Here is a 20,185-nt window from a genome sequence, read left to right on the forward strand (position 1 = left end):
AAAATGTTTATTATGATGATATTAAAGATTTTGTTTTATTGTAAAAATATAATAATTAGTATATGATTAAAATAATATTCTTAAAATATTAAGAGGCAGTAATGGAAAATCATTTTGTTAAAAATATATCTTTTGAAAATTTTAAATGCTTTAAAAAATTAGAATTTGATGGTTTTAAAAGAGTCAATTTAATAGGCGGACAGAATAATGTAGGAAAAACTTCTTTTATGGAAGGAGTTAATCTTTCAGTGTATTCAGAAGATGCTTTAAAGCTTCATACTAATATAAGACAAATGATTAAAAGCAGACAAAATGATGATATTGATATAGATTTTTTTTATAATGATGAAAATGTTATCAATATTAAAACTAATAACAAAAATGTAAAAATAATATATATAAAAGATCCTTCAAAAGAAAACAGAATGATTACTACTCCTTATTTTAATTTAATTGTTGGTTATAGTGAATTTGAATTGGATATATACGATTTTTGTAATGATAAAATTATAATTAAAGATGATTATCATTTTATACATTCTTTTAAAGCTGATGAAGAATATATTGCATCCTTGTATGGTCAGTTAACCAATTTAGGCAAAGAAGATTATATTGATAATTCATTAAAAATATTTGATGAAAATATTATTGGTATTAGACAAATTTTTAACAATAATAAAGTAACATTGAAATTAAAATTAAAATACAGAGAAAAGCCTGTTTTATTATCTTCATTCGGTGAGGGTATAAACAGATATATTGCTATAATTTGTGCTATATGGTCTAGTAAGGACGGATATTTATTTATTGATGAAATAGAAAATGGCATACATTATACAAATTATCCTAAATTATGGAAATTAATTTTTGAAATATCTAATGAAGCTAATTGTCAGGTATTTGCTGCTACTCATTCAAAGGAATGTATAGAGGCTTTTAATAAAGAAAATAAAGATAATGATGGTTTATATTTAGAGTTTTATAGAAATCAAAAAACAGGTCTTATTAATATAAAAGATAGGGATAATGAGCAGTTAGAATATGCACTTCTCAATAATGGAGAGTTTAGAGGTGAATAATTTAATAATAGTTGAAAGCAAGAATGATAAATCCTTTATAGAAAGATTGATAGAATACTATAATTGCGTAAATATAAATGTTCAATGTATTTGTGAATTTGAATGTTTAGAAGGCATAAACAACCTTGATAAAAAACTTGAAGAAATAAGATTGGATAAATACGATAGAATAGGGATTATTGTAGATGCTGACAAAGAAGGTATAGATAAAAGAATTGAGTTTATAAATAAAGCTTTAAAAAAGTATGTGATGATGTGGAATTTACATCAATAAATAAATTAGAAAAATCTTCTAAACTTGATGTTGATTTTGCATGTTATATTATGAATGTAAATGGATATGGTGAATTAGAAACAGTATTAAAATCAATAAAAAAATCTGACTCTGTTTTTGCTGACTGTTTAGAGAGTTGGAGAGAATGTTTAAAAGTCCATAATAAAGATATAAGCGATAAAGATTTTGATAAGTTCTATATAAATAATTATATTAGATTTGATACCTGCAATAAATATGAACAGAAACAATCTAGTAAATACTGCAGTTTTGAGTCTGCTATGAAAAAAGATATATGGGATTTAGATAATAATATTTTAAATGATTTAAAAGAATTTTTAAAATTATTAATGTAAAATAATAAAATTAATTTATATATTCAAGTCCTAATAATTTTTTTATTTCTTTATTGTTCATTTTCTTTGCTATATCTATTGCTTTACTGTCTACTGCAGCATTATTTCTTATGAGTTTTCTACACATCTCTAAATTATTATTTTCTACGGCTATAGCTAATGGACTGTATCCTTTACTGTCTTTTATATCAACATCAACACCATTTGATAATAGACTATCAGTTATAGCTATATTATTATTTTTTACTGCTGTATGTATAGGAGCGGATCCATTATACATATTATTTAATTCTGATTTAGCATTTATTAAAATATTAGATATTTCTGTATCATTATTAATTACAGCTATATTTAAAGCTAATTGATTTTTATCATTTAATATATTTAAATTGGCGTTATTTTTTATTAAAGCATTTATAACTTCTATATATTCCTTTTTTGATTTATGAGCATTCATCACAGCTAAATGCAAAGCAGTATTTCCATTTTTATCTTTTATATTAGGATTTGCTTTTTTTGATAATAGTAAATTAACACTTTCAGTTAATCTATTAGAATTATTTTCTATAATATAGTGTAAAGATGTTTTAAAATTGGCATTTGTATTGTCTATATCGGCACCTAATTTTATAAGTTCGTCTGCAGCCTCTATGGAACCATGTCCTACAGCATAATGAAGCATAGTATTAGTATCTTTAGTATCAACATCTATTCCTAAATTTTTTACTAAATAGTTTATGTTTTCTACATTATTTCCAATGCTTGCAGATTTTATTAATGATATAACATCTTCGCTATTCATAAGCAAGTATATATTTTTATTAAGATAAAGTTCTAATATTTGAGGATTAGCATATTCTGAAGCTAGAAACTCACTTCTTGGTTTCTCTTTCATTTGGAAATTAATATTGGCTCCGGAATCTATCAATAATTTCACACTTTCAAAGTTTTTATTTATAGTGGCAATGTCCATAGCTGAATAGTATGAGCCGTCTATATACTGATTGTTATTTGTTATTTTTGTATTATTATCCAAAAGTATATTTAAATCTGTATATGGTGAATTTTTAAGTACATTTATAGCAACTGTCTGATTATTTTCTGCCGCTATATGTATAAGAGAATATCCTCTTTCATCTTTAATATTTGGATTTACATTTTGAGATAATAGAGTTTGTATTGTTCTAATATCTCCTGTTTTTACAGCATTAATCATTTTATTTTCATTTTCTGTCAATGCATATAGACTAATAATATTTATAAATAATGTTATTATTATGAGTTTTTTCATATTATTTCCATTTTATTATTAAGTTAATATTATGTATACTAATACATTATAATCATCGTTTTTATATTAATTTTTATTATAACTTTTTTGTTATTAAAATATTATATAAATATAAGAATAAAATATTGAAAAATAGAAAAATATAGTATATACTTATGATAATATTTGGAGGTTTTTAAATGGCCAGCATAGAAAGAGATAAAGCTGTTGAATTATTCAAAAAATATAATGATGAGCATTCATTATTTAAGCATGCATTATCCGTGGAAGCAGTGATGAGATATTTTGCCAAGAAAAACGGCGAAGATGAAGACGAATGGGGTATGGTAGGACTTTTGCATGATATGGATTATGAAAAATATCCTGATGAGCATTGTATTAAAGTGAAAGAAATACTTGAGGCAGAAGGACTTCCTGACAGTTTTATAAGAGCCATTCAAAGTCATGGTTACGGATTATGTACAGATATTGAACCTTTAAGCAATATGGAAAAAACTCTATATGCGGTTGATGAACTTTCAGGTTTTATTACAGCATGTGCTTTGGTTAGACCTTCAAAGAGTTTAGATGATATGGAAGTAAAATCTGTTAAGAAGAAACTTAAAGATAAAGCATTTGCAGCTAAAGTAGACAGAACAGTTATAAATAAAGGTGCTGAAATGTTGGGAATCAATATAGATGAACTTATAAAAGAAACTATAGAAGCTCTTATTCCTGTACAAGAGAGTATAGGGCTTAAGAAAATTTCCTAAATACGGACTTGGGTTATGAGTAAAATAAAGATACTTACAATAGTAGATATGCAAAATGATTATATGGAAGGCGGCCCTATGGCTGTTAAAGGTGCTACTAAATTAGTACCTGTTATAAATGATCTTATAAAAAATGGTGAGTATGATGCAATAATTGCAACTCAGGATTGGCATCCTTCCAATCATATATCTTTTGCTTCAACTCATGAAAAAGAGCCTTTTTCAAAAATAAAAGTTATAGATCAAGATACAGGCGATGAGGAGATTCTTACTCTATGGCCTCGTCATTGTGTTGCAAGAACTTATGGTTCAGCTATAGTTGATGGACTTAGAAAGAAAAGAGATTATATATATGTTCAAAAGGGAGTTGATCCTGATGATGAGGGAAACTCTGGGTTTTCTTATATGCATAAAGAGTTTATAGATGCTGCTAGAGAAAATAAAGAAACTTTGGTGCTTGATTTTGTAGGTGTTGCTCTTGATTACTGTGTGTTTTTTACAGCAAGAGATACTGCTGAATATGTTGCTTCTATAGATGCTGAATATTTAGTAAGTGTAAATGTGCTTGAGTATGCTTCTGCTGCAGTTAATCCTGAATCTATTGAGGGTTTATATACTTCTTGTCCTCTTATTAATCTTAAAAAGGTTAGATTGTGAAAATTATTAGGCTTGAAAAAAAGAGTAATTTCAATAAAGCCTATATTTATAAAAGCCATATTGGTGATTTAATACTAAAAGCAGATGAAACCTTTCAATATATTACATCATTAGAATTTAACTTAACAAACATTAAAATATCGTTATATGATGAAGAACCTTCTATAATAAAGAAAGCTAAAAAAGAATTAGACGATTATTTTTCAAATAGTTTAAAAAAATTTTCTATTCCTTTAGCTGTATATGGTACAGATTTTCAATATAATGTTTGGATGGAAACTTCAAAAATACCTTTTGGAAAAGTTGTTACCTATTCTGACATAGCAAGAAATATTTCAGATAAAAAAGGGAGCATATCAAGAGCGGTAGGCACAGCTGAGGGAAAAAACAAAATAGCTATTATAATACCTTGCCATAGGGTTGTAGGAGTGAATAAAAAGTTAACAGGTTATGCAGGCGGACTTGATAAAAAAGAGTATTTACTCAAGCATGAAGGTTTTGATATAGTTAATTCTAAAATTATAATGAAGTAGGTTATTTTATATGATTAAAAAACTTATAAAACAAACAGGCTTTTTTTAGTTCAGCCGAATGTCAATATGGCTTCTGAGATAGTTGATTTTTACAGAAGAAATAAAGATTTTTTTAAAGATTTTGATCCCAAAAGGCCAGATGTATTTTATAATGTTAATACTCATAAAGATATTATTAAAAGAGAAATTGAGGAAATAAAATTAGAAAGAATGCTTAAATTTTGGATATACAAAATAGAAGATAAAAGAAAGATCATAGGAATGGTTAATTTCAGCAATATTTATAAAGGTGTTTTTTTATCAACTACAGTTGGTTATAAATTAGATGAATTTGAACAACATAAAGGCTATATGACAGAAGCACTTAAAGCAGCTATAATAATAGTATTTAAAGAACTTAAACTACATAGAGTAGAAGCAAATATAATGCCTCATAATAAACCTTCTTTGGAATTGGCTAAAAGACTTGGCTTTGAATATGAGGGACTTGCCAAAAAATATTTAAAAATTAATGGTAAATGGGAAGATCATGTTCATATGACTATAATAAATGATGAATTATAAAAATAGTTATTCTCATTAAAAAAATCATTTGAAACTGTAGAATTATGTTTATTAGTTTCTATAAATTCGCATAAAAATATATAAAATTATATACTTACAATCTTTACAAATTAAATATTATCTGTATAATATACGGCGAAAAATAAATTATAAGAGGTGTATAAATGTCTGTAAAATGTGTTTGGTGCGGAAAAAATGTAGAAGAAATACAAGGGCAGGCTACTATGGATACATGCGATGAATGCGAGGATTTTTTTGAAGAGCATATTGATGATATAGCAGAATCTTTAAATGAGCTTCTTAAAAAAAATGAATCTTCATCATCTAAACCTACAGAAAAAAAGGCTTGGGTTAGCTATTCTCTTATAACAGCAATTCACATGCTTAGTTCCAAACCTTATATAGAATTTAAAGACTCTAAATATAAAGATTTAATTTCAGGTGATAAAAAATGAGAACATTATATATAATAACTTTAATATTCTTTTGTTTTACTGCAAGCTTAAGACCTAAAGTTCAGGAAAATTTTTATTGTGAATATTGCGGTAATAAATTTAGTTCTGTGAAATTATTAACTTCTCAAAATTGTATGCGTTATCCTGAAGGAAATTATAAAGGTAAGCATAAACTTTATGAAGGCACTGAAAAAGATGAATATACATGTAAATACTGCGGTAATCAATATAAAACTATAAAACAATTAACTTCATCAAAATGTATGCGTCATCCTAATGGTAATTATAAAGGATATCATTCTCCTGCTTTATAATATTAACAGATCAATAGTAAAATGCTTTATTTATTAAAATTAAGTTTTAGGAGAACACATGTCTAATAATGAAAATAATTATAATAATAAAGAAGAAAAGGTATTTGAGCCGGAAATAGTCAATAATGATGAACCTTATAAAAATAAATCTTTAAATTCTATACTTTCTTGGATTCCATTTATACTCGCTTTGATATATACAATTTCCCCTGTTGATTTTATCCCAGATGTTATACCTATTGCCGGTTGGGGTGAAGATGCTATGTTTTTAATAGTATCAGCTTTGCATGGCATTCAAAATACTGTTTTAGATAAAGATACATCTATATATAAGATCATTAAATATATAAAATGGGTTTCATTAATATTAACTATCATATTTATACTGATATTAGTACTTCTTATAGTATTAGTTTTTAAAGTTTCATATAATTAATGATTATATATGCTGTAATTTTCTATGTTAACTAAAAATTATAAATTCCGATTATAAGATAGCTAGAATATATTTTAAAGATAGAAAGATGGAAGAGATAAATAAATATTGGAATGAATTTTTAGATATTATAAGTGAAGATGATGAATTTGCAGGTGTTGCTTTACTCAAAGGCAGCGTTATTGTAGCCGATGATGAAAATAAAGCAGATATAGTATGTTCAGGAGATTTTACTGCAGCACATATAAAAAAAGATTTTTTAGGAAGAATAAAAGATTTTTTTGAAGATAAATTAGGACATGATATAGATTTAGATGTTAAAGTAGATGCTGAACTTGTTGATAAATATTTAAACGTAGAAGAAATTGAAGAATCAGTTGATAATTCTAATAATATTGAAAATACTTCTAATAAAAATGTATTAGATGTTTCCAAAAAAGAAAATGCTTATGGTAAAAGTAATTTAAATGATTATTTCAGATTTGATAATTTTATACAAGGAAATAATAATAGATATGTATTTGAAGCAGCTAAATATGTATCATCTAATCCCGGTAAAGAATATAACCCACTTTATATATATGGAAGTGTAGGTATAGGAAAGACGCATTTACTTCAGGCTATAGGCAATAGTTATATGCAAAGCAATCCTAATGCTAAGGTTCTTTATATAGACGGAAGCGGTTTCAGAGATGAATATGTATCAGGACTTCAGAATAAAAAACCAGAAATTTTCAAGAAAAGATATAAATCTTTAGATATGCTTTTATTAGATGATTTACAGCTTCTTGAAAGTGCTCAGGAAACATCTAAAGAGCTATTTGAAATATTTCAGGCTTTGGATAATGCTTCAAAACAGATGGTATTCGTAAGTGATAAGCCTCCTAAAGAGTTAAGAAACATAGAAGCAAGATTAAAAAATAGATTTGAAAAGAGCCTTATTCTTTCGATAGAACCTCCTCAATATGAAACTAGACTAGCTATAATAGAAAGAAAACTATTTGATTTACATACAAGTATAGATGAAGAAGTTATGAAATATATGGCTGAAAACATTACAACAGATGTTAGAAAGATTGAAGGTGCAATAAGGGCATATTTATCGGTTAGGGATTTAATGAAAATAACTCCTGATATAGAGCAATGCGAAAAACTTGATATATTTAAAGATTATTTCACAAATAAGCCTAAATTAAAGAATGCTACTATAAAAGAGATAAAAAAGATAGTGGCAGATTATTATGGTGTAGAAATATCATCTTTTGAAAGCAAGGATAGAACTAAATTTATATCTAAAGCTAGGCATGTTGCTATATATTTAGCATGCGAATATTCTAAAAAATCTGTTACAGAAATAGGACTTGATTTTAACAGAGATCATGCTTCTGTAATACATGCTAGAGATAAAGTAAAAGATGAATTAAAAACAGGTTCTCATTTATATTCAGAAATCAATGATATAATGGCCGGAATATCATAAAATTATTCAAATAATCTGTAAAAAAACGATTGACTTTTATACGATTTTATATATAATTTAATAGTATTGTTAAATTAATACAATTTTTCATAAACCTCCTTATCACCCTGATGTCTTTTATCCAGGGTGATACTTTTTTAACCTAAATTCTTTTTTAACTGTTCAAAATTATCATCATAATACTTTTATTATATTGATATGTATAAAAATAATACATAATTGAATATTTTTACTGTATAAAAATGATACATTTAATATTATGTATTTGTATATTTGCATATAATTAAAAATTACATATATATTTTAGTATGTTTTTGTATTATACTAGATAATATATCATAATATATTAGTGTATTATTAGCGGTTTTTCAGTATTAATATGTTTGATATGTAGTGTATTAACTTGTTGTTTTTTATTAAATATATTATTTTAATTTTTTATATTTATTAAATAATTAGAAAATAATATAGAAGACTTTAATTATTGGCACGTTTATTGCATATATTAGTAGTGTAAAGTTGAGAATATTAAAAGTCATAAAATAACAGTTAATTAAAAGGAGAATAAATGGAAGAAGAAATAAAAGAAAATAGTGAAGAGAAAGAGGAAGCAAACACAGAAGCAGAGGCTGTTGAAAATAATGAGCAATTAGAAGAGAATGCTGAAAATAATAATGAGGAAGATGAAATAACTGCTTTGAAAAAAAGAATAGAAGAATTAGAAAATGAATCTGCTGATATGAAAAATAAATATATGTATGCTATGGCAGAGGCAGAAAATATAAGAAAAAGAACTGCTAAAGAAAAAACTGACAGCATAAAAAGAGCAAATAAAGGGTTATTATTATCTCTTTTGACTTTTATGGATAATTTTGAAAGAGCATTGAAAGCAGGCGAGCAAGATTCTAATGTTCAGGGCAGTGAATATTATAAAGGCATAGAATTAATACATAAGCAATTTATAGACTTTATGCATGACAATGGAGTTACTGAAATAGAGTCTTTAGGTGAGGAATTTGATCCTAATGTACATGAAGCATTAACTATGATAGAAGTTCCTGATATAGATAAGGAAAAGGTTGTTGAAGTTTATGCTAAAGGTTATAAATTGAATGATGAACTTTTGAGAACAGCTAAAGTAGTGGTTGGAAAGCCGGCTGCTGCTAAAGAATAAATAAATTAATTAGGAGATTTTATGGCACATATTCAACTTTTTAGAGCTTATTACGAGCCAAAAGCAGACAAAAAAGAAAGCATACAGCATATAAACAGAGTTCTTCAGGATTTAAGTGATGCAATAAATAATCATATTAAAGACAAAGAAGTAATCAATGTTGACCTTACTACTTCACATTTAGGTAATGGTCATACTGAATATGTTGTTAGTGTTCTGACGAAGGACTAATAACAAATAATATATAAATAATTTTCATTACATTAAATATTAATTTTAATATTAAAAGATTTAGTAATATTGAATAAAAGGAGAAATTTATTATGAGTAAAATAATTGGAATAGATTTAGGAACAACAAATTCATGTGTATCAGTAATGGAAGGTGGTAAACCTGTAGTAATAACAAATGCTGAAGGAAATAGAACAACTCCTTCTGTAGTAGCATTTACAAATAAAGGCGAAGTATTAGTAGGACAGCCTGCTAAAAACCAAATGGTAACTAACCCTGAAAATACAATCTTCTCTATTAAAAGATTTATGGGTAATACTTATGCTGAAGTAACAGAAGAGCGTTCAAGAATGCCTTATACTGTTATAGAAGACGGCGGAAAAGTAAAAATTAAAACTTTAGAAGGAAACTTCACTCCACAAGAAATAAGTGCAAGAATACTTCAAAAGATGAAACAAACAGCAGAAGAATATTTAGGTGAAACTGTAACAGATGCAATCATTACAGTACCTGCATACTTTAATGACAGCCAAAGACAATCTACTAAAGATGCTGGCCGTATTGCTGGACTTAATGTATTAAGAATAATAAACGAGCCTACTGCTGCAGCTTTAGCTTATGGTATGGAGAAAAAGAAAGATGAAAAAATCGCAGTTTATGACTTGGGAGGCGGTACTTTCGATATATCTATACTTGAATTAGCTGATGGTGTATTTGAAGTAAAAAGTACAAACGGTGATACTCACTTGGGCGGTGATGACTTCGACCAAGCTATTATCGATTGGTTAATAGATGAGTTTAAGAAAGATACAGGCGTTGACTTGAATAATGATAAAATGGCTTTACAGAGATTAAAAGAAGCTGCTGAAAAAGCTAAAAAAGAAGTTTCAAGTTCATTACAAACTGATATTAACTTGCCATACTTGACAGCAGATGCATCAGGTCCTAAACACTTGAATGTATCTTTATCAAGAGCAAAATTTGAGGATTTAGTAAGAGATTTAGTAGAAAAAACTCGCATCCCATGTGAAAAAGCATTGAAAGATGCAGGACTTTCTACTAGCGATATAGATGAAGTTATACTTGTTGGAGGTTCTACAAGAGTACCTTTAGTACAGGAAACAGTAAAAAACATATTTGGAAAAGAACCAAATAAAAGCGTAAACCCAGACGAAGCAGTAGCAATGGGTGCTGCAGTACAGGGCGGTATCATTAAAGGTGATGTTAAAGACGTTCTTCTTCTTGACGTTACTCCGCTTTCACTTGGTATTGAAACAGAAGGTTCAGTAATGACTGTTTTAATCAACAGAAACACTACTATACCTACAAACAAAAAACAAGTATTCTCTACAGCAGCAGACAATCAATCATCTGTAACTATTAGAGTATTACAAGGTGAAAGAAAAATGGCTAATGACAACAGAGAGCTTGGAAGATTTGACTTGGTAGGAATACCACCTGCACCAAGAGGCGTACCACAAATCGAAGTTTCATTTGATATTGACGCTAACGGTATCGTACATGTTACAGCTAAAGATTTAGGTACTGGTAAAGAGCAGAAAATAACAATAGCTTCTTCAAGCGGATTAAGTGAAGATGAAATAAACAAAATGGTTCAGGACGCTGAAAAACATGCTGAAGAAGATAAGAAGAAAAAAGAGGAAGTTGAAGCTAAAAACAATGCTGACCATATGATTTATCAGACAGAAAAATTATTGAAAGAAAACGGCGATAAATTACAGCCATCAGATAAGTCTGAAATTGAATCAAAAATGAGTGCATTGAAATCAGCAGTAGATTCTAATAATACAGACAGCATTAAAAGAGCTACAGACGATTTACAAGCAGCATGGAGCAAAGCTTCAGAGGCACTTTATAAACAAGCAGGAGCACAGCAGCAAGCACAGCCTGATGCTGGACAGCAAGCACAGCAAAATAACAGCCAAGATTCAGGCAGAAAAGATGATGGTGTAGTTGATGCTGATTATGAAGTTGTTGATGATAATGACAAAAAATAATATAGATAAAAAGTAAAAGTTGAATATATAAAGTCTAATGGGCGGTTGGAAGTTAATTTTTAAGGTTTGATTTTCAGCCGCCTATATTTTTTATGAAGTATATAAAATGATTGAATTATTAGAAGCCTCTAAAAATAATGATTTAGAAACATTAAAAGCCTTAATAGAAAAGGTGCTGATATAAATGTTAAAGATAATAATTATGATAGAACAGCTTTGATGTGGGCTTCAGAAAAAGGGCATTTAGAAGTAGCTGAATTTTTGAAAGCTAATGGAGCAGTATGAAAAAAGATGTTGAGTTAATAGAAGTTATTAAAAAGAATGATTTTGAAAGAGTAAAATTATTGGTATCAAAAGGTGCTGATATCAATATAAAAAACAGATATGGTAATACTCCTTTAAATACAGCTTCAGGATTTGGTTATTTTGAAATTGTTAAATATTTGATAGAGCATAATGCTGAAAATACTGATGCTTTGATTATGGCTTCTATGAACGGACATGAAAAAATAGTGAAATATTTAATAGAACAGGGAGCAGATGTTGATATTCAAGATGAAAGAGGCGAAACAGCTTTAATGAATGCATCACAAAATGGGCATTATAATGTAGTTAAATGTTTAATTGATAATGGAGCTAAAATTGATATAAAAGACAATGGATATCAAACTGCTTTAATGTATGCAGCAAATAATGGTTATTTGGAAATTGTTAAGTATTTAATTGATAAAGGTGCAGATATTAATAATGAAAATAGGGACGGAGATACTGCTTTAGTATATGCTTCAGAAAATGGACATTTTGAAGTAGTAAAATATTTAATAGAAAAAGGAAGCGATGTAGTAAAATATAGCAGTGCTTTATGGTATGCCTCAAAAAATTGTCATATAAAAATAGTTAAGTTGTTAATAGATTCTGGGGCAGATATAAATGAAGAATATGGATATGATAAAAGATATACAGTTTTAAGTTATGCTTTAAAGGAAGGAAACACAGAAATTGTAGAATTGTTAAAAGCTAATGGTGCTAAATAAAAATATATTTAAAATTTTTGTTCTTTGAAAAAGTAGTATCATAAAATTTATATATATAAAAAAATTATTAAATTGTAACTTATTTAAAAATATTTTTTGTGTTATAATATTTGGCAATAAAAATAAGGCAGATAAGTGAAAAATAAAATTATAGCTTTTATTAAAAGAAAAAATGAATCCATTCATACAACCGAAACTATATATATAGCTTCTATACTTACTATGGTTGGCGGTTTTGTTGATGCCTATACTTATATTACTAGGGGAGGAGTTTTTGCTTATGCTCAAACTGGTAATATAATATTTTTTGCTATGGGTTTGGTGAGAAAACAATTCAAAGATACTCTGCATTATTTTATATCTATTGTAATTTTTGTTGTTGGAATTTTTTTTGCTTTGTATATAAAGAAAATTTTGAATAAAAGAAAGATAATTGAATTTGAATATGTTATCATTTTAATAAATTCTATATTGATGTTTATAGTTGGAATACTTCCTGAAACATTTTCAGATACGATAATTGTAGGAAGTATATCATTTATGTCAGCAATATTTATGATAACATTTAATAAAGTAGAAGGACTTTCTTATGTTACTAATATGTGTACTGGTAATTTGAGATCTGCTTCTGAGAACTTATTTAAATTTTTATTTGATAAAGATAAAACAGGATTAAAAAAAAGTTTAATGTATATTACGATATTATGTTCTTTTGCTTTAGGAGCTTTTTTAGGAACTTTATTTACTAATATGATTGGAATTAGAGCTATATGGGTTGCTTCAGGTTTATTATTAGTAGTTGAAAGTTTAATGTTTTTTGAAAAATAAATGTATTGATATTTTTTTATATAATTTTAAAGGATATTTATTATGGATAAAGATTATTATAAAATACTTGATGTTAATATATTTGCAAGCAATGAAAAAATAAAAAAATCTTATAGAGAATTGGCTATGAAATATCATCCGGATAGAACCCCCGGTGATGAAAATGCCCATAATATGTTTGTAGATATAAATGAAGCTTATGAAATTTTATCAGATAAAGAAAAGCGTATGGAATATAATATTAGTTATTTAGCCAGCAATAAATATGTTGTTGGCGGTTTAGCAATTGCTGGATTGGGAGTGGGTTTACTTCTTGGAAGAAGAAAGAAATAATTTGTTTTAGAATACTTATTTATCGTTTAATTATGTAATTATAGATAAATTAAATTTAAATAGATAATTTTATTAAGAGGATATGATAAATGGCAGAAAAAAGAGATTATTACGAAGTATTAGGAGTGGCAAAAACTGCTACTAATGATGAAATAAAAAAAGCATATAGAAAATTGGCTATGCAGTATCACCCGGATAGAAATCCCGGAAATAAAGAAGCTGAAGATAAATTTAAAGAGGCTACAGAGGCCTATGAAATATTATCTGATGAGAAAAAAAGAGCACAATACGATCAATTTGGTTTTCAAGGTGTTCATAGTGATTTTGCTGATGCTTATGGCAGAGGCGGTTTTGACTTCTCATCAATGTTCGGTGGCGGCGGCGGATTTGGTGATTTAGATGACATATTCAGTTCATTTTTTGGAGGCGGATTTTCAGGAAGAGGTTCAAGATCTCAAAGACGCGGTAATGATATAAGACATGATGTTACTTTATCTTTAGAAGATGCTGTTTTCGGAAAGAAAATGGAAATCAAATTAGATAAAAATGATACTTGCGATGTTTGTCATGGTACAGGGGCGGAACCCGGCACAAAAACACAAACTTGTCCTACTTGCGGAGGAAGCGGAGAAGTTAGAATGGCTCAGGGATTCTTCAGTGTAAGAAGAACATGCAGCAGATGTAATGGAAGCGGTTCTATAGTAACAACTCCTTGTAAAAACTGTAAAGGAAGCGGCACTGTTAAGAAAACTAAAACTATTTCTGTTAATATTCCTAAAGGTATAGATGATAATACTCAGCTTAGAGTAAGCGGAGAAGGTGAGGCTATAGGCGGAGGAATAGCAGGAGATTTATATTTGTATATACATGTTAGTCCGCATCCTTATTTCGTGAGAGATGGTATAGATTTAATAACAGAAGTTGGCATCAATATTGCACAGGCAGCATTAGGTGCTGATATTTATATACAAACTTTAGATAAAAAGAAAGTTAAAATAAAAATTCCAGCTGGAACTAATAGCGGACAAATATTTAAATTAAAAGGAAGCGGTGCTACTCATATAAACAGATCCGGAAGAGGTGATTTATTTGTTGTAGTTAATATAGATGTTTCATCTAAATTATCTGCTGAAGAAAAAAGATTATTTAATGAGCTTAAAAAGGTTATGCCTTCTAATGATGAACCTACTTTAAGAAAACCTAATAAAACTAATTGGTAAATTAATAATTAAAATAATTACAAAAAGGGGGAAATTATCCTCCTTTTTTATTTTTAATTATGATTAAAATTAGATATTAATTGTAATATTTCATCTGTGTTTTGCATTTCTTCTATTGATGACATAAATAATTCATATGATTTTTTATTTTCGGTCATCTTTTTAATTTTTGATATTATTGATATTGGATTTTTAGAATCGTATATTAATGCATTTTTATCATCAGAAGCTATTTCTGCAGATGAACTTTTAGCATCTATTATAGGCAATGTTTTATAATGCCAAGCAGCTATTAACTGAGTGTAGAAAGAATCTTTTATATTATGTATTATCATGCAATTTGCGGTTTCTATTTCTTTTCCTATTTGAGTATTATCATCTTCATCTATGAATTCTACATATTGTTCTATAGCTAATTTATGAATATTTTCTTTTAATTCTTTGTCATATCCTATTATTTTTAATTTGTATATATCATCGCTTTCTTTCAAATACTGTGCATAAGCTGCTGTACATTTGAAAATACTATCTTCTTTATTATAGAAGATTATTATTGATTTATCTTTTTCTTTTTTAGCATTATTATTAATAAATATATAAGGAGAAAAATAAGGCTGTATTATCTCTATATTTTTTATATCTTTATGTAAATATAATAGTCTATCTTTTGTTTTTTTACTTCCGCATATTATTATATCAATATTATCAGTATGCTCATAATCCAATTTCATAAGTCTTTTATCTATTAATTTTGTTTTACTGTCTTTTTTCTCCTGAAAATATAAATGATTTTGGAAATTTAAAGTATACCATACTATTACAGGCAATTTATTAACTCTTTTTTTTATCAAAATATTTTTAGCCATAGATGCTATTATATTCATAGGGAAATCTATAGCTATGATGGCATCAGCATTTTCAGCGATATTTGCTATATCTTTTGCTGACTTTTTGAAAAATAATAAAGATAAATGTTTCCTTGCAATATAAGCTGGAAAGTTTTTTGGAAATGATTTTGAAAATACTGTTATTCTTATAGATGATTTATAAAAATGTTCTACCATATTAAGCATAAATTGATTAGATTTATCTTTTATATTGCTGGCATTAGATATTAGTACAATAATTTCTTTCATTTTTTATCCGTCATAATTAAAATATACCAAATCCCTTTCCGATATTTGAAATGATAAATAAGGACTTGTTATGAAATTAAATAAAATTTTATTTATAATTTTTCTATATATATTTCGGCATATTCTAGAGATATTTTACAATATCATACTCCAATGAGTGATAGAAATGCTAATATAACTTTAGAGAGTATAAATGCTAATACTAATAAAACTGCTTTATCTGAAAATACTCAATATGATTTAAATAAAGAATTGGATAAAGTAAAAAAACTTATGCAAGATGGCAATTTTTTTGAGGCAATTGATTTATGCAATTCTTTAGAAACTAATTATAATAATTACTATGAAATATATTATCTTAGAGGGCTTTCATATTATAGAAGGGCAGATCTTTATTATGCTTCTTTAGATTTAAAAAAGCTTTTATCCCTTTATATAGAAGAAAAAGATTATGATACAGTTTATAGGTTGACTTATGAGTTTTTTGATGCTATTAACGAATATGAAGAAACTTTAAGATCATGTATCACAGCCTATAAAACAACTAATAATCCTTATTGGCTTTTTTTAGCTGGTAATTCTGCTTTAAAAAACGGGGATGTTAAAAGTGCCGATTATTACTTTAATGCCTGTGTAAAAGAGAATAGTTCTTATGCTAATGAAGGATTTGGAGATATAAGTTATTTAAATAATCAATATGATAATGCTATAGATAATTACAGAAAGGTGAGATATTCTAATAATGAAGATAAAATTAGAATTCAAACAAAAATAAGTAATACTGTAGTAAAAAAAGAAATATATGCTTGGGATAGAAGTTTTTCATCTCAAAATTATACAAATGCTATGAATATATTAAATAATATTTCTTCATATTCTAAAGATTATCCTGAAATAACAGTTGCTTTGGCTAAAACATATTTTGCTTTAGAAGATTATAATAATGCAAAAAGTATATTGTTAAAACTTATTTCATCTGTAAAAGATTTTGATGAGGCTTATGCTATATTAGCTCAAATATATTTATATGAGAAAAATGAAACAGAAGCTATAAAAATAATAGAAAGAGGTTTAGAATATACATATAATAAACCTAGATTATATGAAACATTTGCATCTATGCTTTATGATTTAGGCTATAGTTATTATCCGGATAGAATAATCTCTCAAATTCTAAATTTGTATAATATTTCTGATGAAAATAAGATTGATTATAGTAAGAGTTTAATAAGACAAAAAAGATATGATGAGGCTTCTGAATTATTAAAATCTGTAGAATCTTATAAAGATATTGCAAATAGTTTATTAAATAATATTGAGTATAATAAAATATTAGATAAAGCAGAGTTGCTAAAGCAGAAAAAGTATTATGTTGATATAATGCAGCTTCTTTCAAAATATAAATTTGAAGGAAATGAGGAACAGCTTAGAATAGGGTATATTGCTGATGCTTATAATAATTTAGGTTCTATAGATGAAGCTATAAACATATTGAAAGAAAATTTTAATGCTAATACAATAAGTGTGAATAATGTATTTTTACTTAGAAAGTTATTAGGTATTAGAGCTTCAAACAATGATACATCAGCTTATCAAAAAGAGAGAGATGCTATAGATATAAGAGCTACTGAATATTGGGAAGAGGAATTAAAATTACATTTGAATTTAGTAACTGATAGAGTATTTGAATTTATTAAATTTAATCAATTTGATGAGGCTTTAGCTTATATATCTGATTTAAGAAATAAAAATTATGATGTTGCATATATAAAACAAATTGAGTCAACAACTTATGGTCTCTATGCAGCATATTGGTATAAGAATAAAAGATATGAAGAAGCAACCAAGACTGCCGCTTTAGCAGTTAGGAGAAATAGAAGCAATTATGATGCGGTTGCGGTTCAAAATGAAATGTATATAGATTCTTATTTAAGTTCTATTGGTGATTATGATAATATAAGTGCTTATGTGAGTTTATCTTCTACTATGAAAGAAGTTTTGAGAATTTCTCCTGCATATATAGATAATAGAATAAAACTTGCTGAAGCATATATATATGAATACAATATAGAAGGATTTAATATAATTAATGGAATTACAGATTATATTAATGTTAATGGTGGAAAGGATTTATTATTAGGAAGGGCATATAATAGAGCTTATTTATATGAGTATTCGCTTTTATCTTATAACAGAGCTTTAAAATATCTAAACGTTAATCCTATATATGTATCTGAAAGTGCTGTTAATATAAAAAATTATAATCCTTCTTCTGAAGAACTTAAAAAGTTAATTACTGAAAATGCAAATAATCCTGATAAGCTTTATGCTGCTTCAAAAATTTATACCAAAATTGGAAATTATACTGAAGCTTTGAATATAATTAATAATGCTTTATCATTTGATGCTAATAATATTAATTATCTTTATCAAAGAGCGTATATAAAAGAACTTATGGGCAATACTAAAGATGCATTGTTTGATTATGAGAGTATAATCAAAATGAAGAAAAATTATGCTGCTGCTAATTATAGGGCTGCTTTAGTTTATCTTAATAATTTAAAAAATGATACAAACTCTGAAACATATGCTTTAAATTATTTGGCATTAGTTCCTGATGATTACAGCGGTTATAAACTTTTAGGAGATATTTATAAGTTCAGAGCTGAAAGGTATATAGATGGTAATACAAAAAATTTACTTAAAGAGGCTTTGAATAATTATCAAACTGCATTAAGTAAAGCTGTATGGGGTAGAGATTTAGAAGCTAGAAATATAATATTAAAAGAAATTAATTATATACAGAATAAATTAATAGAATAATTACAATTCATTATAATAAAAACTAACAAAGCATAAAGTGCAATTTTTAAATCCCGCCCTTTATGCTTTTTTATTTGTTACTAAAAATAAAAGTTTTCATTAATTTTTTTACTTAATTTATAAAAGCATGCCCGCCCAAATTTTAATTATATTTTTTGTTATACACTACGCACGTTGAACGAATCATTATTTATAATTTATATTATAATTATTACTTAGTTTATATTTATAATTTTGTTCACCGTGCGGTGATGATATCAATAAATTTAAAAAAACATTGGGTGGGCAGCTAGAATAACAGTGATAGTTAAAAAGAAATATAAAGCAGAAACTGCAGGTATAAATAGAAAGCCTAAAGGGTGGGGTATATTAGTATATTTTTATACTTAAAGTAAATTAAGTCTTTTTTCTATAGCTATTCCGTAAACTCTGTCATCATTATCTTTTATAGATGTTTCAACACAATCGTATATAAACTTTGTAGATTTTTTTAGAGCAGTTTCTATGCTATCACCTTTTAATATATATCCCAACAAAGAAGAACCAAAAGCATCTCCTGTACCAGGTATGCTTATATTAATTTTAGGATAATAGCTTGTTATTATATTGTTATCTTTATAGCACAAGCATCCTATATTTTCATCTTTTGAAACACTTGTAACTATTACTGTTTTAGGTCCCATTTCAGAAAGTTTCCTAGCCATTTCTTTTACTTCTTCTTCATTGTATTTTATTGCAGGATCTTTTCCTAATAGTATAGCTAATTCTGTGATATTAGGAGTTGCTATATTTGCATATTTTATTAATTCTTTCATAGCATTAACATGTTCATCAGACATAGAAGGATATAATTTTCCATTATCTCCAAGTATAGGGTCTATCAAGACTGTACCAATATTAAAGTGCTTTATTATATCTACAACAATAGAAGGCTGTTTACCAGATGCTATCCATCCTACATAAAAAGCATCAAAAGTAGGCTTTCTTATTTTTAGTTCCTCTACAATTTTTTCTAATTGCTCTGTCAAATCGAAAGCACAAAAAGATTCAAAAGCAGTGTGATTTGAAAGTATAACACTAACTAGAGGCGAAACTTTTATACCGAAGTGCGATAATACAGGTATATTAACCGTTAAAGATGCCTTACCATAAGAACATAAATCATTTAGAAGAAGTACATTGAAATTATTATTCATA

The 20,185-nt window shown here is 27.0% G+C and carries 22 protein-coding genes and 1 pseudogene; 20 read left to right on the forward strand and 3 right to left on the reverse strand.

The window, feature by feature from the left end:
* The first annotated feature begins 101 nt into the window (after window positions 1-101).
* Genes BINT_RS05855 through BINT_RS14945 form a run of 3 tightly spaced genes read left to right on the forward strand, consistent with a single transcriptional unit; the run spans window position 102 to window position 1,709 of the window.
* Entirely contained in the window at window positions 102-1,079 is a 978-nt protein-coding gene (locus BINT_RS05855; protein ID WP_014487628.1) for an AAA family ATPase, read from the forward strand.
* Window positions 1,072-1,353 (forward strand): DUF3226 domain-containing protein, encoded by a 282-nt coding sequence (locus BINT_RS14940; RefSeq protein ID WP_014487629.1) that lies wholly within the window; start codon window positions 1,072-1,074, stop codon window positions 1,351-1,353. The genes BINT_RS05855 and BINT_RS14940 overlap by 8 nt, the downstream gene beginning before the upstream one ends.
* Window positions 1,335-1,709 carry a DUF3226 domain-containing protein gene (locus BINT_RS14945; RefSeq protein ID WP_014487630.1) on the forward strand — a complete coding sequence of 125 codons (375 nt, stop codon included), beginning with the start codon at window positions 1,335-1,337 and terminating at the stop codon, window positions 1,707-1,709. The genes BINT_RS14940 and BINT_RS14945 overlap by 19 nt, the downstream gene beginning before the upstream one ends.
* 10 nt (window positions 1,710-1,719) lie before the next feature.
* Here the strand turns inward: BINT_RS14945 and BINT_RS05865 are convergent, their stop codons facing one another.
* A complete protein-coding gene (locus tag BINT_RS05865; protein ID WP_014487631.1) occupies window positions 1,720-3,000 on the reverse strand; it encodes an ankyrin repeat domain-containing protein in 1,281 nt (426 codons plus the stop codon).
* A gap of 179 nt (window positions 3,001-3,179) precedes the next feature.
* On the opposite strand from BINT_RS05865, the gene BINT_RS05870 reads away from it, so the two are divergent.
* From BINT_RS05870 to dnaJ, 16 genes and pseudogenes are all read left to right on the forward strand, one after another.
* Window positions 3,180-3,752: an HD domain-containing protein gene (locus BINT_RS05870; RefSeq protein WP_014487632.1), complete on the forward strand. Its 573-nt coding sequence runs from the start codon at window positions 3,180-3,182 to the stop codon at window positions 3,750-3,752.
* A gap of 15 nt (window positions 3,753-3,767) precedes the next feature.
* A complete protein-coding gene (locus tag BINT_RS05875) occupies window positions 3,768-4,409 on the forward strand; it encodes an isochorismatase family protein (protein ID WP_014487633.1) in 642 nt (213 codons plus the stop codon).
* Window positions 4,406-4,942: a methylated-DNA--[protein]-cysteine S-methyltransferase gene (locus BINT_RS05880; RefSeq protein WP_014487634.1), complete on the forward strand. Its 537-nt coding sequence runs from the start codon at window positions 4,406-4,408 to the stop codon at window positions 4,940-4,942. The genes BINT_RS05875 and BINT_RS05880 overlap by 4 nt, the downstream gene beginning before the upstream one ends.
* A gap of 18 nt (window positions 4,943-4,960) precedes the next feature.
* A pseudogene (locus BINT_RS05885) lies at window positions 4,961-5,506 on the forward strand (GNAT family N-acetyltransferase); the annotation flags it as partial.
* A gap of 164 nt (window positions 5,507-5,670) precedes the next feature.
* Window positions 5,671-5,961 carry a hypothetical protein gene (locus BINT_RS05890; RefSeq protein ID WP_014487636.1) on the forward strand — a complete coding sequence of 97 codons (291 nt, stop codon included), beginning with the start codon at window positions 5,671-5,673 and terminating at the stop codon, window positions 5,959-5,961.
* A complete protein-coding gene (locus BINT_RS05895) occupies window positions 5,958-6,275 on the forward strand; it encodes a hypothetical protein (protein WP_014487637.1) in 318 nt (105 codons plus the stop codon). The genes BINT_RS05890 and BINT_RS05895 overlap by 4 nt, the downstream gene beginning before the upstream one ends.
* A gap of 58 nt (window positions 6,276-6,333) precedes the next feature.
* Complete coding sequence (locus tag BINT_RS05900; protein WP_014487638.1) at window positions 6,334-6,711, forward strand: YkvA family protein; 378 nt, start codon at window positions 6,334-6,336, stop codon at window positions 6,709-6,711.
* Window positions 6,712-6,799: 88 nt separating this feature from the next.
* The gene (gene dnaA / locus BINT_RS05905) at window positions 6,800-8,191 is read left to right on the forward strand and encodes a chromosomal replication initiator protein DnaA (protein WP_014487639.1); all 1,392 of its coding nucleotides are present in this window, start codon (window positions 6,800-6,802) and stop codon (window positions 8,189-8,191) included.
* Between the two features lie 568 nt (window positions 8,192-8,759).
* The gene (locus tag BINT_RS05910; protein WP_014487640.1) at window positions 8,760-9,365 is read left to right on the forward strand and encodes a nucleotide exchange factor GrpE; all 606 of its coding nucleotides are present in this window, start codon (window positions 8,760-8,762) and stop codon (window positions 9,363-9,365) included.
* A 21-nt stretch (window positions 9,366-9,386) separates the two neighbouring features.
* Window positions 9,387-9,596, forward strand: coding sequence for a hypothetical protein (locus BINT_RS05915; RefSeq protein WP_014487641.1), 210 nt, complete (start codon window positions 9,387-9,389; stop codon window positions 9,594-9,596).
* Window positions 9,597-9,688: 92 nt separating this feature from the next.
* On the forward strand, window positions 9,689-11,614 hold the full coding sequence (gene dnaK / locus BINT_RS05920) for a molecular chaperone DnaK (protein ID WP_041177293.1): 1,926 nt from the start codon (window positions 9,689-9,691) through the stop codon (window positions 11,612-11,614).
* A 180-nt stretch (window positions 11,615-11,794) separates the two neighbouring features.
* The gene (locus tag BINT_RS15400) at window positions 11,795-11,899 is read left to right on the forward strand and encodes an ankyrin repeat domain-containing protein (protein WP_367184494.1); all 105 of its coding nucleotides are present in this window, start codon (window positions 11,795-11,797) and stop codon (window positions 11,897-11,899) included.
* On the forward strand, window positions 11,896-12,648 hold the full coding sequence (locus BINT_RS05925; RefSeq protein WP_014487643.1) for an ankyrin repeat domain-containing protein: 753 nt from the start codon (window positions 11,896-11,898) through the stop codon (window positions 12,646-12,648). Before BINT_RS15400 ends, BINT_RS05925 begins: the two co-directional genes overlap by 4 nt.
* A 135-nt stretch (window positions 12,649-12,783) precedes the next feature.
* On the forward strand, window positions 12,784-13,476 hold the full coding sequence (locus tag BINT_RS05930; RefSeq protein ID WP_014487644.1) for a YoaK family protein: 693 nt from the start codon (window positions 12,784-12,786) through the stop codon (window positions 13,474-13,476).
* 42 nt (window positions 13,477-13,518) lie between these two features.
* Window positions 13,519-13,809, forward strand: a complete 291-nt coding sequence (locus tag BINT_RS05935) for a DnaJ domain-containing protein (RefSeq protein ID WP_014487645.1) — start codon at window positions 13,519-13,521, stop codon at window positions 13,807-13,809.
* An 89-nt stretch (window positions 13,810-13,898) separates the two neighbouring features.
* Window positions 13,899-15,029: a molecular chaperone DnaJ gene (dnaJ, locus tag BINT_RS05940; RefSeq protein WP_014487646.1), complete on the forward strand. Its 1,131-nt coding sequence runs from the start codon at window positions 13,899-13,901 to the stop codon at window positions 15,027-15,029.
* A 53-nt stretch (window positions 15,030-15,082) separates the two neighbouring features.
* Here dnaJ and BINT_RS05945 read toward each other — a convergent pair whose 3' ends face one another.
* Window positions 15,083-16,165 (reverse strand): glycosyltransferase, encoded by a 1,083-nt coding sequence (locus BINT_RS05945; RefSeq protein WP_014487647.1) that lies wholly within the window; start codon window positions 16,163-16,165, stop codon window positions 15,083-15,085.
* Window positions 16,166-16,318: 153 nt separating this feature from the next.
* Between BINT_RS05945 and BINT_RS05950 the strand changes: the two genes are divergently transcribed.
* Entirely contained in the window at window positions 16,319-18,988 is a 2,670-nt protein-coding gene (locus tag BINT_RS05950) for a tetratricopeptide repeat protein (protein ID WP_014487648.1), read from the forward strand.
* A 386-nt stretch (window positions 18,989-19,374) separates the two neighbouring features.
* Here BINT_RS05950 and BINT_RS05955 read toward each other — a convergent pair whose 3' ends face one another.
* Complete coding sequence (locus BINT_RS05955) at window positions 19,375-20,184, reverse strand: pyridoxamine kinase (RefSeq protein WP_041177294.1); 810 nt, start codon at window positions 20,182-20,184, stop codon at window positions 19,375-19,377.
* Window position 20,185 lies beyond the last annotated feature (1 nt).

It is taken from the genome of Brachyspira intermedia PWS/A, from assembly GCF_000223215.1.
Taxonomy (GTDB): domain Bacteria; phylum Spirochaetota; class Brachyspiria; order Brachyspirales; family Brachyspiraceae; genus Brachyspira; species Brachyspira intermedia.

Bases quoted from the DNA above. Each gene is read 5' to 3' on its own strand.
- BINT_RS05855 (WP_014487628.1), top strand. From the start codon at position 102: ATGGAAAATCATTTTGTTAAAAATATATCTTTTGAAAATTTTAAATGC.
- BINT_RS05865 (WP_014487631.1), bottom strand. From the start codon at position 3,000: ATGAAAAAACTCATAATAATAACATTATTTATAAATATTATTAGTCTA.
- BINT_RS05870 (WP_014487632.1), top strand. From the start codon at position 3,180: ATGGCCAGCATAGAAAGAGATAAAGCTGTTGAATTATTCAAAAAATAT.
- BINT_RS05875 (WP_014487633.1), top strand. From the start codon at position 3,768: ATGAGTAAAATAAAGATACTTACAATAGTAGATATGCAAAATGATTAT.
- BINT_RS05890 (WP_014487636.1), top strand. From the start codon at position 5,671: ATGTCTGTAAAATGTGTTTGGTGCGGAAAAAATGTAGAAGAAATACAA.
- BINT_RS05895 (WP_014487637.1), top strand. From the start codon at position 5,958: ATGAGAACATTATATATAATAACTTTAATATTCTTTTGTTTTACTGCA.
- BINT_RS05900 (WP_014487638.1), top strand. From the start codon at position 6,334: ATGTCTAATAATGAAAATAATTATAATAATAAAGAAGAAAAGGTATTT.
- dnaA (WP_014487639.1), top strand. From the start codon at position 6,800: ATGGAAGAGATAAATAAATATTGGAATGAATTTTTAGATATTATAAGT.
- BINT_RS05910 (WP_014487640.1), top strand. From the start codon at position 8,760: ATGGAAGAAGAAATAAAAGAAAATAGTGAAGAGAAAGAGGAAGCAAAC.
- BINT_RS05915 (WP_014487641.1), top strand. From the start codon at position 9,387: ATGGCACATATTCAACTTTTTAGAGCTTATTACGAGCCAAAAGCAGAC.
- dnaK (WP_041177293.1), top strand. From the start codon at position 9,689: ATGAGTAAAATAATTGGAATAGATTTAGGAACAACAAATTCATGTGTA.
- BINT_RS05925 (WP_014487643.1), top strand. From the start codon at position 11,896: ATGAAAAAAGATGTTGAGTTAATAGAAGTTATTAAAAAGAATGATTTT.
- BINT_RS05935 (WP_014487645.1), top strand. From the start codon at position 13,519: ATGGATAAAGATTATTATAAAATACTTGATGTTAATATATTTGCAAGC.
- dnaJ (WP_014487646.1), top strand. From the start codon at position 13,899: ATGGCAGAAAAAAGAGATTATTACGAAGTATTAGGAGTGGCAAAAACT.
- BINT_RS05945 (WP_014487647.1), bottom strand. From the start codon at position 16,165: ATGAAAGAAATTATTGTACTAATATCTAATGCCAGCAATATAAAAGAT.
- BINT_RS05950 (WP_014487648.1), top strand. From the start codon at position 16,319: ATGAGTGATAGAAATGCTAATATAACTTTAGAGAGTATAAATGCTAAT.
- BINT_RS05955 (WP_041177294.1), bottom strand. From the start codon at position 20,184: ATGAATAATAATTTCAATGTACTTCTTCTAAATGATTTATGTTCTTAT.